Origin of the sequence: Mesorhizobium sp. BR115XR7A (assembly GCF_020165315.1) — a bacterium.
GTDB classification, from domain to species: Bacteria; Pseudomonadota; Alphaproteobacteria; order Rhizobiales; family Rhizobiaceae; genus Mesorhizobium; species Mesorhizobium australicum.
In genome coordinates this window covers 390820-404617 of sequence record NZ_JAIUHW010000003.1, presented here as the reverse complement: position 1 = coordinate 404617, position 13798 = coordinate 390820, and the positions used below count along the sequence as shown (strand labels likewise).

Annotated in this window: 18 protein-coding genes; 12 read left to right on the top strand and 6 right to left on the bottom strand. The window is 64.6% G+C overall.

Annotated elements, in window-relative coordinates; genetic code table 11:
- Positions 1-5: 5 nt before the first annotated feature.
- Both LB557_RS08940 and LB557_RS08935 read right to left on the bottom strand, forming a co-directional pair.
- A complete protein-coding gene (locus tag LB557_RS08940; RefSeq protein WP_140617845.1) occupies positions 6-494 on the bottom strand; it encodes an ImmA/IrrE family metallo-endopeptidase in 489 nt (162 codons plus the stop codon).
- Complete coding sequence (locus LB557_RS08935) at positions 482-946, bottom strand: hypothetical protein (RefSeq protein WP_140617846.1); 465 nt, start codon at positions 944-946, stop codon at positions 482-484. The genes LB557_RS08940 and LB557_RS08935 overlap by 13 nt, the downstream gene beginning before the upstream one ends.
- A 456-nt stretch (positions 947-1402) precedes the next feature.
- Here LB557_RS08935 and LB557_RS08930 point away from each other — a divergent pair, with 456 nt between their 5' ends.
- Complete coding sequence (locus tag LB557_RS08930) at positions 1403-1846, top strand: hypothetical protein (protein WP_224644340.1); 444 nt, start codon at positions 1403-1405, stop codon at positions 1844-1846.
- Between the two features lie 101 nt (positions 1847-1947).
- Here LB557_RS08930 and LB557_RS08925 read toward each other — a convergent pair whose 3' ends face one another.
- Entirely contained in the window at positions 1948-2922 is a 975-nt protein-coding gene (locus LB557_RS08925; protein WP_224713050.1) for an ornithine cyclodeaminase family protein, read from the bottom strand.
- Positions 2923-3131: 209 nt separating this feature from the next.
- On the opposite strand from LB557_RS08925, the gene LB557_RS08920 reads away from it, so the two are divergent.
- From LB557_RS08920 to LB557_RS08910, 3 genes are all read left to right on the top strand, one after another.
- Positions 3132-3545 carry a DOPA 4,5-dioxygenase family protein gene (locus LB557_RS08920; protein WP_224644343.1) on the top strand — a complete coding sequence of 138 codons (414 nt, stop codon included), beginning with the start codon at positions 3132-3134 and terminating at the stop codon, positions 3543-3545.
- Positions 3546-3730: 185 nt separating this feature from the next.
- Positions 3731-4465: a methyltransferase domain-containing protein gene (locus tag LB557_RS08915; protein ID WP_224713049.1), complete on the top strand. Its 735-nt coding sequence runs from the start codon at positions 3731-3733 to the stop codon at positions 4463-4465.
- Between the two features lie 198 nt (positions 4466-4663).
- Positions 4664-4807 (top strand): hypothetical protein, encoded by a 144-nt coding sequence (locus LB557_RS08910; RefSeq protein WP_181171316.1) that lies wholly within the window; start codon positions 4664-4666, stop codon positions 4805-4807.
- Positions 4808-4876: 69 nt separating this feature from the next.
- Here the strand turns inward: LB557_RS08910 and LB557_RS08905 are convergent, their stop codons facing one another.
- The 3 genes from LB557_RS08905 to LB557_RS08895 all read right to left on the bottom strand — a co-directional run bounded on the left by LB557_RS08905 (position 4877) and on the right by LB557_RS08895 (position 9280).
- On the bottom strand, positions 4877-7087 hold the full coding sequence (locus LB557_RS08905) for a cation:proton antiporter (RefSeq protein ID WP_411970541.1): 2211 nt from the start codon (positions 7085-7087) through the stop codon (positions 4877-4879).
- A gap of 224 nt (positions 7088-7311) precedes the next feature.
- A complete protein-coding gene (locus LB557_RS08900) occupies positions 7312-8004 on the bottom strand; it encodes a DUF2270 domain-containing protein (protein ID WP_224644185.1) in 693 nt (230 codons plus the stop codon).
- Between the two features lie 52 nt (positions 8005-8056).
- Positions 8057-9280 (bottom strand): MFS transporter, encoded by a 1224-nt coding sequence (locus LB557_RS08895; protein WP_224644184.1) that lies wholly within the window; start codon positions 9278-9280, stop codon positions 8057-8059.
- A gap of 98 nt (positions 9281-9378) precedes the next feature.
- On the opposite strand from LB557_RS08895, the gene LB557_RS08890 reads away from it, so the two are divergent.
- The 8 genes from LB557_RS08890 to LB557_RS08855 all read left to right on the top strand — a co-directional run bounded on the left by LB557_RS08890 (position 9379) and on the right by LB557_RS08855 (position 13608).
- The gene (locus LB557_RS08890) at positions 9379-10287 is read left to right on the top strand and encodes a LysR family transcriptional regulator (RefSeq protein ID WP_141906920.1); all 909 of its coding nucleotides are present in this window, start codon (positions 9379-9381) and stop codon (positions 10285-10287) included.
- Positions 10288-10433: 146 nt separating this feature from the next.
- Entirely contained in the window at positions 10434-11165 is a 732-nt protein-coding gene (locus tag LB557_RS08885) for a gamma-glutamylcyclotransferase (protein ID WP_224644183.1), read from the top strand.
- 94 nt (positions 11166-11259) lie between these two features.
- A complete protein-coding gene (locus LB557_RS08880; protein WP_140716564.1) occupies positions 11260-11583 on the top strand; it encodes an ArsR/SmtB family transcription factor in 324 nt (107 codons plus the stop codon).
- On the top strand, positions 11580-12011 hold the full coding sequence (locus tag LB557_RS08875) for an SRPBCC family protein (protein ID WP_140716562.1): 432 nt from the start codon (positions 11580-11582) through the stop codon (positions 12009-12011). The genes LB557_RS08880 and LB557_RS08875 overlap by 4 nt, the downstream gene beginning before the upstream one ends.
- 79 nt (positions 12012-12090) lie before the next feature.
- The gene (locus tag LB557_RS08870) at positions 12091-12483 is read left to right on the top strand and encodes a VOC family protein (protein ID WP_140663587.1); all 393 of its coding nucleotides are present in this window, start codon (positions 12091-12093) and stop codon (positions 12481-12483) included.
- A 39-nt stretch (positions 12484-12522) separates the two neighbouring features.
- Entirely contained in the window at positions 12523-12744 is a 222-nt protein-coding gene (locus LB557_RS08865; protein ID WP_015316761.1) for a hypothetical protein, read from the top strand.
- Positions 12737-13183: a DUF1801 domain-containing protein gene (locus LB557_RS08860; RefSeq protein ID WP_224644182.1), complete on the top strand. Its 447-nt coding sequence runs from the start codon at positions 12737-12739 to the stop codon at positions 13181-13183. Before LB557_RS08865 ends, LB557_RS08860 begins: the two co-directional genes overlap by 8 nt.
- A gap of 32 nt (positions 13184-13215) precedes the next feature.
- Positions 13216-13608 carry a DUF1801 domain-containing protein gene (locus LB557_RS08855; protein WP_224644180.1) on the top strand — a complete coding sequence of 131 codons (393 nt, stop codon included), beginning with the start codon at positions 13216-13218 and terminating at the stop codon, positions 13606-13608.
- Positions 13609-13798: the final 190 nt, after the last annotated feature.

The window sequence follows — 13798 nt, the reverse complement described above, 5'->3', positions numbered from 1 at the left end:
CTTTATTATGTTGGCAGTCCGAGTCGTATATGCATCGCAGCTTCGGAAACTTCTAAAGCATTTGCAAGTGCAGGAACCGATGTACCATGCTTCGACATCAAGTGCTTCACCAACGACCAAGGCATTAGGATATCGGCAGCCAATGCGTTCGCTTCGAATTCTCGACGCTCTGAGAGTCCGCTGCGATAAAAGGTATCATCAATTACGCCATCCGAAATTGCGTCGCGATGAAGGACAAAATGAGCGATCTCATGTGCTATAGTAAAGCGTTGCCGGTTTCTATGTTCGTGCCGATTGACTTTGATCGACCATTTGTCCTTCCCTGGCTCAATTCTGGACAACATTCCTGAGACGGAAAGCGGCAGATCGCTGACCAAAACAGTAATCCCCAAATCGGCGGCAATTGCACCAACTCTGACGGGGGCTTCAGTTTGGTGGCGCGCAATGATTTCTGCTGCCGAATGCGGGACATCCGCCAGTGTTAATCGCGCCACTTTTGGTCTCCTTCAGCGTTGCCTGCGTGAGCACCCGCATCCACAGGTTCTTGAAATTCTGGCGCGTCGTCCGCTTTCAGAACCGCCGGTCCCAGAGCATCCTGGACAGCTTCTTTCGCTTCGGCAGCTAATCGTTGCCTGATAGCTTGATCCACCTGCTCTCGAAACACTGGGGATTTCAAATAGTCGTCGCAACCGGCCTTGGAGGTCGCTTCAGCCTTCTCTTCGGCAATAGATTTGATGGACTGGTATCCCCAAATTGCTGCTCCGGCGACAATAACACCAATGAACGCAAGGACCACGGTCACTGTCGTCAGAAGTACGGCGACTAAATCTTTGTATTCCCAAACGCCGGGAACAATCAGGCCGCTTGCGTGCCAATGGAGAAAGGCTGCCAACCCTACGAAGAACAGCAGGTTGAAAAAGAACAGCAGTCGGTTTGCCCAGATCACCCGTATAGCTCCCCCGTCTAGCCCTGCTGGCTGCATTGTAACTCACTGCGCGTAAAGACGATGCATTGCTCTACCTTTGCTACAGTGATTCTCGCCAACCGAGGCCAATCTGCGGGCTCCATGAAGCTTTTGCAAGGAGTTTGTTCTTTGTTCGTTCGCATGGTCATGTAGGCTTCCTATCGCTGCGCGTCGAGGTTCAATAGGTGGTCTGACTTCTGGTGCGTGCAATCAGAGGCCGCCAACGCGTCGTGCGTGCCAAGGATCTCCCGTGCGCGACAGCGATGCGCGGGCCCAGCCATTCGGCTCGATGCGGCTCGCTCTGCCCGGCATAGTGGATATGAGCGTGGTAGCTGGCGATCCCTGACAGTGCCTTAAAATGGCAGCGCCTTCGTTCACCGGAATTCGACGCATTGGAAGATCTGTGCTCTAAATCACCCGAATCTGGGGGGAAGCACAATGTATCGGGCTGTCGCTTTGACCGCCGCGCTGGCGCTTGCTGGCTGCGCAACCACATCAGAAATGCCACTGGCACCAAATGTAGTCCGGCTGGATACTCACGCCAGCGGCGCTCTTTTCACCGGATCTGCCGGCGCGATCACGATGAAGAAGGCAGCTGAGGCAACATTGTCTCGTGGCTATACACATTTTCGTTTTGACCAAACCTCAACTGCGAGCGGCTCTCGGTTTGTCGGTATGTCCAGCAATACGTTTGGGAACGCAAATGCAACAGTCATGGGCAGTACGGCTTACGGCACTTATAGCGGAACAACCATCAGCACGCCCATGTATGCTCCGACGGCCGATATCGGTGTGACTGTGATAATGTTCCATGCAGACGAGGCCGGCGCCCAAGGCGCGTTTGATGCCACTGAAGTCCTGAAGAAGGGCGGACGCGTGTGATGGATTGAGCGTTCGTTGGGGGCGAGGACAGCGACTGACGAGTAGGTGGCTTGGCCATCACCTTAGGCCTGTAGCGTAATTCGCCTCCGGCGCTTCCTGCATCATGCCCGCCCAACCGCTTCGCGCTCCCTACGCTCCCACATTCGCCCGCCCATACACCAACCCCGCCACCGCCAGATCCCCACGGCCAGCCCTCGAAAAACAAACGCCGTCGTCTCGCCTGCGCTCTCCCGCCCCGCAAAGTCCCCGCAGACCAGCCCCGTCAAATCCCCGGCAACCATCGCCGGGTCGACCATCAGCTTGGCCATGGTTCTCTCCTGCTCCAGATCGTCGACGATGATGCGGTCGAAGCGGGGCATCGTTTCGGGCAGCCAGGGCAGGGCCTGGTCGGTCATCACGGTGAAGCTGCCCGGCTTCAGCCAGTTCGCGTCGAGGAAGGGCGCGGGTTTGGGCACCAGGGTCACCGTCGTCACCACCATGTCAGCGCCTTCGACCGCTTCCCTTGCCGTGTCGCATGGGATTGCTTGCAGACCCCGCGATTGCGCCATTTGGCATAGCGCGTCGCGGTTGGCGGTGCCGCGGCCGAAGGCGCGGATTTCGCGCAAGGGGAAGAGGGCGGCGAAGGCTTCGAGATGGCCGCGCGCTTGCACCCCGCAGCCGATGAAGGCCAGGGATGACGCATCGCTTCTGGCCATGCGCCTGGCGGCGACGGCGCTCAAGGCGGCCGTGCGTTTCTCGGTCACCCAATTGCCGTCGACCAGCGCAAGCGGCAGGCCGGTCTCGGCGTCGAGCAGCGTGATCAGCGAATTGAGCGTCGGCAGTCCGCGCCCGGCGTTGCGCGGATTGACGACCAGCGATTTCGTCGCCAGCACGGGCGGCGTGGAGGCGACGCCCAGCGTCGCCATGATGTAGCGGTCGTCGCCCGGCAGCACGACCGCCTTCGGCGCGCACCACACCTCGCCGCGCCGCTGGCCGACGATCTGGCGTTCGATCTCGTCGACCATGTCGACTGTCGAAATCCCCAGGCGGTCAAGCAGCCGGGATGAAAGATAGGGCAGGGTTTCGGCGGTGTTCATCTTGTCATTTTCCAAGGGGACGACCAGTCTACACGATGTGCGCGAGGCCGAAAGCCTCGCGGCGCCGGCGGCGTGACGGCATGCCTGGGAGGCGGGAACGGCGTCCAGCGGTGCCGACCGTCCCAGCGGGTCGAGCGGCAGTCGGTGACCTTGCTTAAGACCGCGCTCTCGGGCTGAATGGCTAGACATGCCGCGAGGAGGGCATCGAGATGAGCCAAGACAGTCCACGGCCACTTTCCGAGATCGCCAGCTATCACGCGCATGTCTATTTCGACGGGCAGGCCGAGCGGCAGCATGCCGAATGGCTGCGGCTGCGCATCGCGGAACGATTCCGCGTGCGCCTGGGCAATTGGCACGACAGGCAAGTCGGGCCGCATGACAAGGCCATGTACCAGGTCTCCTTCGCGACCGGGATCTTCGGCGCGCTGGTTCCGTGGCTGATGCTGAACCATGGCGGCCTCAGCATTCTCGTCCACCCGAACACGAGCAATCCCAAGCGCGACCATCTGGTCGATCCCATCTGGATCGGCCGGCCGCTGGCGGTGCATGGCGACGTGCTTCCGGAGGACCATGAGGCGGAAGAGGCGCTGGAACCCAATACCGAGCCGTCCCTGCCGGCGTAGACCGGCGTCGGTTCCGCGCCGCGCGGGGCATTGCGCGATGCCGTTGGGTGCGCTTCTATCCCTGCCGCGCCATGGGGGGTCATCATTTGTCTGGCAGGAACCAAACGTCCACCGGCCACGAAGCGAGCGAGGCCGGCTGGCTCGATCTTCATTTCGAATCGTCGCGGCCCGAATACGAGGCGGCCTTGCTCGACGCCGGCATCCGACCGGGCTGGCGCGTGCTCGACGCCGGTTGCGGCAGCGGCGGCTTCCTGCCGCTCATCGCGAGCGCCGTCGGCTCCTCCGGCTTCATCGCCGCGCTCGACCTCGCGCCCGAAAACATCGCCCGGGTGGAGGCGCTCGCGGGCACGCTGCCCGAGCCGCCTGAAATTGCCACGCGTGTCGGCAGCATCCTGTCGCTGCCCTTCGCCGACGCATCGTTCGATTGCGTCTGGTCCGGCAATGTCATGCAGTATCTGACGCCGGCCGAGTTCGAGCTTGCCGTCGGCGAGGCCAGGCGCGTGCTGAAGCCGGGCGGCATCCTGGCGGTCAAGGATTTCGATTCGACCATCCTGCAGATCCTGCCCATGGACCGGGCCCTGCTGGCGCGCTTCATGGCCGCCAGGCTGCAGGGGTTTCGCGACCGGGGCGTGCTCGGCACCGATTGCGGTTCGACGCTCCCGGCGCGCCTGCGGCAGGCGGGCCTGGAGGTCGTCAGCCGCAAGGGCTGGCTGGTCGAGCGCTGGGCGCCGGCGCCTCGCTTCACGCGCGACTATGTTCGCGACCTGCTGGCCTATTTTGCCAGCGTCGCGCCGGGCTACGCCCTGCCTGACGCCGACCAGGCCTATTGGCGGGAGCTGAAGCAGCGGCCGGATCGCCTGCTCGACGATCCCGACTTCTGCTACCGCGAGTTCTTCGTCATGGCGGTCTGCCGGATTTAGCGCTCGGCCGCGACGACCGATGCCCGGCGGCTGCGCGAGGCCGCGGGCATACCCGCTTCCGAGATCCAGGCCAAGCCAAGCCGCATTCGCCAGTCATCTACTCGAATGGCCGGCTTTCGATCGAATTTCTTTGCAACCCGTTAATGCGACCATGCGTCAATAAGCATCTGCTAATTATCCGGTGGCGTGGGGTACGCAATGACCAAGAATCTTGGCAATGGACGCTATGTGCCGCCCAAGGACACAAGCGTCTCCTTGTTCGGCAAGGTCGCGCCGGCGCTGTTTCCGCTCGTCGCGGCGGCGCTGGGCTACATGATCGGGCGGCAATTCCTCGGCCTGTAGGCGCAATTCCAGGAACAGCGCGTAGCGCTTCCCCGGGGGAATCGCGTCCTCCGGCAAGGCCGGCAGGCATCAAGCCCCAGTCTCGGCTGCCGTCTCCTCGGCGGTGGCTTCGGTTCGCCGCACGCGGTCGCTGGCCAGAAGCACGACCGGGCAGGCGGCGGCGGCCAGAACCGCGCTCGCCGTGTCGCCGAAGAACAGCTCGTCGCCTGGCCGCTGCGTGACGCCCATCACCACCATGGCGGCGCCCTTGGCTGCTTCCCTGGCGATCGCCCTGTCGGGCGTGGCGCGCGTCCTGATCGCTGTGTCGACGGCGACGCCATAGCGGTCGGCGAGATCGGCGACATCCTTGAGCACGGCCTCCTCGCGGCGGTGCGAAACCGAGCTCGGCCGGCTGCCCTTGCGGGCCTGCGAGACATAAAGGACTTTCACGCGCGCCCGGTGCGGCCGCGCCAAGGCGAGCGCGAAATCGGCCGCGCGCCGCGCCACCTCGGTGCCGTTGACGGGAACCAGAATGGTCGCGCCGGCGCGCAGCATCGGCATCTTGCCATCGGCCTTGGCGCCATTCAGCACCAGGCAGAGCGGGCCGTCGAAGCCGCTGGTGATGGCGTTCAGCGTGCCGCTGAAGGTGCCTTCGGCCAGCGCGTTGTCCAGCCCGACCAGCAGCAGGCCGTAGCCCTTGCGGGCTTCCGCGGCGATCGTCTCGGTGGTGGCTTCAAGCTCGGTGCGGGCCGTCAGGTGGACCTTGTCGACGGGCGTATCCTCGGCCTTCCTGACAGCCTTGGCGCTTCTGGCCGCACCCCTCTTGACCTGCTTGGAGGCCCGCTCGGGACCTTTGTCGCGGACAGGGCCGGGCAGTTTGCCGTCCTCGAGGTGGAGCAGCGTGGTCGGCATGCCGCTGCCGCCGCCGACGAGACCGGCGAGGTAGGCGGTGAACTTGCCGACCGGGCTGTCGTCGACGAGCAGCAGCAGCCGCTCCAGCTTGGAGACGAAGCCGCGCTCGTCGAGCAATTCGCGGTCGACGCGCTGCTTTTCGGTGTCGCCGACCGGCAGTCGGCCGAGCGCCCAGCGCAGCATTGGCGGCATGGCCAGCGTGGTGATGACGGCCATGGTGACGATCATGGTGAACAGATTGTGGGAGAGGATGTTCATCGACAGGCCGATCGAGGCGACGATGACCTCTGTCGAGCCGCGTGCGTTCATGGCGCTGCCGACGGCGGTGGACTCCTTCAGCGACATGCCGGCCAGCCGGCCGCCGAGGAAGGCGCCCGAGAACTTGCCGATGCTGGCGATCGCCACCAGGGCCAGCGTCAGCAGCGCCAGCGTCGGGTCGGCAAGCACGGTGAGGTCCGCGGACAGGCCGGCCATGCCGAAGAACACCGGCATGAACAGCGCCGTGATGACGCCGCGCAACTGGCCCTCGATGTGGTCTGACAGGATCGGCGATTCCCCGACCAGTATGCCGGCGACGAAGGCGCCGAGCACGGTGTGGACGCCGATCAGGTTGGTGATCAGCGCCATCACGCCCATGATGATGAGGATAACGGTGATGACGGCGTATTCGCTGCGGAAGGAATCGTTGCTCCAGCGGATCAGGGTGAACACCAGGCGGCGGCCGATGGTGAAGGAGAACACCATGAACAGCGCCACTTCGGCCACCGTCAGCACCAGCGGCAGCACCTGCAGGCTGCCATTGGTGGCGATGCCGAAAGTGACGGCGATGATCAGCCAGCCGATCGTGTCCTCGATGATTGCCGAGGAGACGATGACCTGGCCGAGATTGCGGCGCATGAAATTCATTTCGCGCACCACCATGGCGACGATCTTGACCGAGGAGATCGACAGCGCCGTGCCGAGGAACAGCCCGGCGACGATGCGCTCGCTCGGCTCGGGCAGAAGCGTATCCGGCAAGACCTGCGCCAGCGCGAAACCGCAGGCAAAGGGCAGGACGACGCCGGTGATCGAGATCGAAAAACAGGCCGCACCCACCCGCCGCACGAGCCGCAGATCCGTCTCCATGCCGGTCAGCAGCAGGAGCAGCAGGATGCCGAGCTGCGAGACGGCATCGATCATGCTTTTCTGCGCCGGATCGGTGGAGAAGATCAGATGCTGGGCGCCGGGCCAGAGCCAGCCGAACAGCGACGGCCCGAGCAGGATGCCGCCGATCAGCTGGCCCATGATCGCCGGCTGGCCATAGCGCTGGAAGATCTCACCCAGGCCACGCCCGACCAGAAGCAGAAGCACGATCTCGGCGACGAACAGCCCTTCGGCCGAGCCGCCCATGCCCGAGGCGTGGCCGGCCGGCTGCGCGGCCAGCGCCTGGCTTGCCGGGGCGAGGGCGACAATCGCCAGCGAAAGGGCGACGGCCAGCGAAAGGGCGGCCGCGGTGCCGTGCGACCTTGTTGCCAGTGGGTGGATCATGGGTCCCTTCAAGACGCCGCCGCGGACTGACCATCACAACGCGCGGCCGGGGTTTGCGTTGCAGCCATCGTCGCGAGATATCGAACTCAGACGTGGACGTCGCCGAAGGAGAGTTCGCCGTCGTCGCCCGGTGTCAGGAAGGCGGCTGCCACCAGGACGGCATAGAGGAGGGCAACCACGGCGACGATGACTACGCCCGGAATGGGACCGAGCGCCGCGGCGCCGACAGCTTCGCGCATCGTGCCGACAAAGCCGACCGGCACGCCTTGGTCGATCAGGCTCGGGGTCGACAGTTTGAGGATCCAGGCGAGCAGCAGGATCAGCATCATGTGCAGGTAGTTGCGGCGCAAGCGGCGCGCCAGCGCCACGCGCTGCGAGACCAGGAATTTTGGCGTGCGCAGGCTCTCGCCGAGGATCAGCAGCCAGTCGGAGGCAAAGTCGGGCTGCGGCGAGAAGATCTGCGCGAAATAATGGCGCTCGAACTGGCGCACGCGGGCGCGGTAGACATCGAAGAAGCGGTAGCGGCGCGCCTCAATCCACAACAAAAGCAGCACCAGCAGCATGGCGAATAGCAGCACGCCGTGATGGGCGCTGGCCGTCGACAGCGACACCGACAGCATCGCCGCGACAACGGTGATCGCCCAATTGCTGGTGCGGTCGAGGCGGTCGCGCCAGCCCGCCATGCGGGCGATCTCGGCGCGATGGAAATGGGACATCACGGTGACCAGCTCGCCAGGCGAAAGCGGCCTGCCGACGGGCGTTGCCGGCGCATCGTTCATGACTTCCTCCCCGCCGACAACGCTTATGAGGCAATGTCGTTCCGGCCAGCGGTCATTCGGGCCCGCCGGTCCAGTCGACCAGCAGGGCAGCGAGACCAAAGGCGGCGCCGACGGCGCAGAGACAGGGCCAGCCGCCCAGGGTCCAGCCGATGCCGGCCAGCAAGGAGCCGATGGCGCCGCCGATGAAGAAGATGCCGACGAACAGGCCATTGAGGCGGCCGCGCGCCTCGGGACGCAGCAGGTTGATGGCGCGGCGGCCGAGCGTCTGGTCGCCGGTGACGCCGATGTCGAGCAGCACGGCGCTGACGCCCATCAGCGCGAGCGGTGTCCATGACGCGCCGGACTGAAAGGAGCCGGCCCAGGCCGCGAGCGCCAGCGCGCCGATCAGCAGGAGATGGCAGAAGATCGTCGCCGCCCGCGTCCAGCCACGGTCGCCGGCGCGACCGAACAGCGGCGTAACCACGGCACCGCCGGCGCCGACGAGCGCGAAAAGCGCGATGCCGCGTTGCCCGAGGCCGAAAGGCGGCTGCGCCAGGCGCAGGGCCACCGCCGTCCAGAACAGACTGAACGCCGCCATCACCAACGCCGCGGTCAAGGCGCGGCGCCGCAGCACCGGCTCTTGGCGCAGCAGATGGAACAGTGAAGCAATCAGCGCGCCATAGGACGATTTCACCTCCGGCCGCCGTCGCGGCAGGGTGAAGGCGAGCACGACGGCGAGCAGCGTCAGGGCGGCGGCGCTGAGGCCGTAGAAGGCGCGCCAGCCCCAGGCATCGGCGACGAGGCTGGCCAGCGGCCGTGCGAGCAGGATGCCGATCATCAGTCCGCTCATCACATCGCCGATGACGCGGCCGGCCTCGCCGGGCGGCGCCATCGAGGCGGCGATTGGCACCAGTATCTGGATCGCCGAACAGGCGGCGCCGAGCACGAACAGGACGATCAGCAGCGAGGCGATGGTGGGCGCCAGCGCGGCGATGCCGGCCGCAAGAGCCGCCGCGCCCAGCATGCGCAGGATCAGGGTGCGGTTTTCGCCGAGATCGGCCATCGGCACCAAGAAGAACAGGCCGGCGGCATAGCCGAGCAGCGTCGCCATGGCGACCAGACCGACGCTCGCTGTGCCGGCGCCGAGCGACGGGCCGATCAGGCCGACCAGTGTCTGCGGCGCGAACAGATTGGTGACGATAATGCCGGTAGAGGCTGCAAAAAGCAGCGTCTGCGGGCCGGTGATGGTTCGAGCCGGCAGCCGTCCGGCCAGTTGGCCGTCATTGGTATCGAGCATGAAGTCCTCAATGAAGTGGCATATCCTGTAAGGACTTTATGCCGAAGCTTTATCATGCTACAATTCAATCTAATCGATAATGATTATGCGAGATATGCATGAACATCCACGATCTCGAAGCTTTCGTCGCCGTGGTGGAAACTGGCTCGATCGTCGGCGCCTCGGCCAGGCTCAATCTCACCCAGCCGGGGGTCACGCGCCGCATCCAGAACCTCGAGGATGGGTTGGCGACAGCATTGCTCGACCGCCAGTCGAAGCCGCTGAAGCCGACCGCCTCGGGACGCGAAGCTTATGAGCATGGCCGGCGCGTGCTGCGTTCGCTGGAGGACCTGAAGGCAGGCGTGTCGCCGCAAGGCGAGGTCAGGGGCGAATTCCGCCTGGGCATCATGCCCTATCTCTCGGATGCGGCGCTGGCGCTGCCGCTCGATGGCCTGCGCGCCGCCTTCCCGCAATTGACGCTGCGCATCACGTCGGGCTGGTCGCCAAGGCTGGTCGAGCAGGTGGCGCGCAGCGAGGTCGACGCGGTGGCGGTGTGCCTCGCCGAAGGCCTGGCGCCACCGGACGAACTGGTCTGCGACGATCTCGGCGTACAATCGGTGCTGCTGGTCGCGTCTCCCGGCCTTGGCGTGCCGAAGCAGGCGAAGCTTGCCGATCTATCGCGCTTTGCCTGGGTGATGAACGAAAACGGCTGCGGTTTTCGCGCCTTCATCCGTCAGAGCTTCGAGGCCGCGAGGCTGCCTTTCCAGGTCGGCGTCGAAGCGCTCAGCGTCGATCTCAGAATGTCGCTGGTGGCGCGCGGCCATGGCATCGGCATCGTCACGCCGGGCGCCTTCGCCGACAGTCGCTGGCGCGATGCCGTCGAGGTGATCGACTGCCCCGACTTCAAGCCGCAAGTCCGCGCCTGGCTGCTGCACCGCCCGCCTGCCGGGCGGCTAGGGCGCCCCATCGCGCTGTTCCGCGATGCGCTGATCGACGGGCTCAAGCTGCCGATGCCGCTGGTGTCATAGGCACGCCGAACGTCGCCCGATTTTGTTGAATCCGATCAAGCTGCTGCACGGGATGGCTCAGGTATGGATTCCAGGTTTCGAACGGTTCTGGCTCTTGAGAATCCCCTAGCCTTCAGCAACATGGCTGCCATGGCCGAGGCACGACAATGAGCAAGCCGATTTCCGCCGCACCGCGCAAATCACCGCCACGCAAGTCGCCGATGGCGCTGACCGAGGCGCTGGTGGCGCGCACCTTGCGCGTGGTCGAGGATGCCGGGCCGGTGCCGGGCATGATCCCGATGACCGATGACGACTATGCGCGGTTTCGCGACGAGATCCTGGCCTCGGCACCGGCCGGGCCGCTGAGGCTGTTCGCCTATGGCTCGCTGTTGTGGAAGCCGGCGGGCGAGGTGAGGGGCGGTGAGCGGGCGGCGGCGCGGGGCTGGCACCGGTCGTTCTGCTTCACGGTGCAGCGCTTTCGCGGCACGCTCGAGCAGCCCGGCTTGATGATGGCGCTCGACCGTGGCGGCCAGTGCCAGGGCATGGTGTTCGAGATCGCCGAACCGGTAGCCGCCAATCTGGAAGCGCTGCTGCGCCGCGAAATGACCATCCTGCCCGCCGTCAACGTGCCGCGCTGGCTGCGGGTCAGCACCGAAAGCGGGCCGTGCCTGGCGCTCGGCTTCGTCGTGGATCCCGCCAACCCGCGCTATGCCGGCAAACTGGACAAGCCCGCGGTCGCGGCGACGCTGGCGAACGCCGTCGGCCATTGGGGCTCGGGCGCGCAATATCTGTTCGAGACCATCCGCCATCTCGACGCCTGCGGCATACGCGACCGCAATCTGTGGCAACTGCAGGAACTGGTGGCGCGCGAGATCGGTCGCGGCCACGTCGCCGTCTAGCACCACCGTATTCAGGACACTCCAATCTCCGCTTGACGAACATATATCCCTGTGGTTATACGTTAACCAATAGCCAATGGGTTATCGATCAGCCATGCCAGACGCTCATGACATGCTCTTCAGGACGCTCGCCGACCCGACAAGGCGGGCGATCTTCGAGCGGCTGTGCCGCCAGGGAGAGCAGACGGTCGGGGCGCTGACCAGCCAGTCCGGCGTCTCGCAGCCGGCGGTGTCGAAGCATCTCGGCGTGCTGAAGCAGGCCGGGCTGGTGCGCGACCGCCACGAAGGCCGCCAGACGCATTACAGCGCGCAGCTTGCCGCGCTGGCGCCCCTGATGGACTGGACACGCCATATGGCCGGGTTCTGGGAAAGCCGGTTCGACGACCTCGAGGATTTGCTCAAAAGGATGGACCAGTGAACGATAGTGCACAGCAAACCCGCACTGTCGTCGTCGAGCGGGAGATCTCCCATCCGCCCGAAAAACTCTGGCGCGCGCTGACGCAACCGCATCTGATCGAGGAGTGGCTGATGAAGAGCGATTTCAAACCCGCCGTCGGCCATCGCTTCAACATCAGCGCCGACTGGGGCGGCGTGCTGGACTGCGAGGTGCTTGCCGTCGAGCCGCACAAGAGGTTGTCCTACAGCTGGAACCTCGCGCATCAGGACCCGGCGTTCGATCTCAGGAGCGTGGTGACTTTCACGCTCACCCCGACGCCAACGGGAACCCATTTGCGCATGGAGCAGGCCGGTTTCCGGCCCGACCAGAAGCGGGCCTATGGCGGCGCCAAGGTGGGTTGGCCGCAATTCCTGGAAAAGCTGGAAGAGCTTCTGGCGCGGACGGACTGAGGCCTCTCGGCCGAACTGAAAGCCACACAGAAATATTAGAGGGCGGGTTTCCCGCCGGCAAAATCATGGAGAAAAAGCGATGAAGATCAAACTGACCAGCATCTATGTCGACGATCAGGAAAAGGCGCTTGCCTTCTACACCGGCGTGCTGGGCTTCACCAAAAAAGCCGATTTCAGCAATGGGCCGTTCCGTTGGCTGACGGTCGTCTCGGCCGAAGAGCCCGACGGCACCGAATTGCAGCTGGCGCTGAACGACAACCCGGCGGCAAAGGCCTACCAGCAGGCGATCTTCAAGCAGGGCCAGCCGGCGCTGATGCTCTTCACCGACGACATCAAGGGCGACCATGAGCGCATCAAGGCGAAGGGCGGTGCCTTTGCCATGGCGCCTACCGACGTGACCGGCTCGACCATCGCCAAGTTGGAGGATGGCTGCGGCAATCTCATCCAGATCACCGAACTGGCGCGCTGGTAGGGCGCCGGGTTTCAACGCATAGCGCAAGAGGAGGCAGAATTGGACTGGAGCAAATGGATGCGGCAAGCGCATCGCTGGCTGTCGATCATCTTCACGGCGACCGTCGTCGCCAATTTCGTCACCATGGCGTTTGGACAGCCGCCGGCCTGGGTGGTCTATTCGCCACTGCCGCCGCTCTTCCTTATGCTGTTCAGCGGCCTCTATATGTTCGTGCTGCCCTATGTCGCGAAAGGACGCAGCGCACAGCGGGCCAATGGATAGGAGGAAAGCGCATGGCCAAGGCGACCCGGCCAAGGCTGAGCCGAAGCTGCTTTCCGGCGGCAACCCGCAGATCGCCAAGGATTATGGCGACGCTCCGGTGCAGGCCTATATCGCGGCAATGCCGGGCTGGAAGCGCGAGATGGGCGGGCGGCTCGACGCGCTCATCGAGCGCGCCGTGCCCGGGGTGAACAAGGCGGTGAAATGGAACTCGCCTTTCTACGGCGTCGAGGGCGAAGGTTGGTTCCTCAGCTTCCATTGCTTCACCAGATACATCAAGGTGGCCTTCTTTCGCGGCATGTCGCTGGATCCGGTGCCGCCGGGCGAATCCAGGAGCCAGGACACGCGCTACCTCGACATTCATGAGGACGACGCGTTCGACGAAGCGCAGTTCAGCGCCTGGGTGAAGCAGGCCAGCCACTTGCCTGGCGAGCGCATGTGAATGCGCTATCTGGCATTCAAAGGAGAAACGGCATGACGACCACCCAGGACAGCAAATCTCCCTCCGAGCTGATCGACGGCAGGATCAAGGAATTGGGCGACTGGCGCGGCGAGATGCTGGCGCGGCTGCGCGCGCTGATCCATCAAGCCGATCCCGACGTGGTCGAGACGTGGAAATGGCGCGGCGTGCCGGTGTGGGAGGATGCCGGCATGATCTGCACCGGCGAGACCTACAAGGCCGTCGTCAAGCTGACCTTCGCCAAGGGTGCCGCGCTGCCCGATCCCTCGCGCCTGTTCAATTCCAGCCTCGAAGGCAACACACGGCGCGCCATCGATTTCCAGAAAGGCGAGGAGGTCGACCAGGAGGCCTTCAAGGCGCTGGTACGCGCGGCGGTGGCTTTGAACAAATCCAAGTCCCGAAAGTAATCGTTCATTGTGCATAGAGGTCACGGTCGGCGCTGCCCCTCATTGTCCTGCCGGACATCTCTCCCCGTAAACGGGGGCGAGAGGGCTGCCCGCGAGGCCGACGCTCTTTCTGCAACGCCGGCGATTGGCGAAATCGGCGAGAACGGCGTCCCTCGCCCCGTTTACGGGGATGATGCCGGCAGGCAGGCGA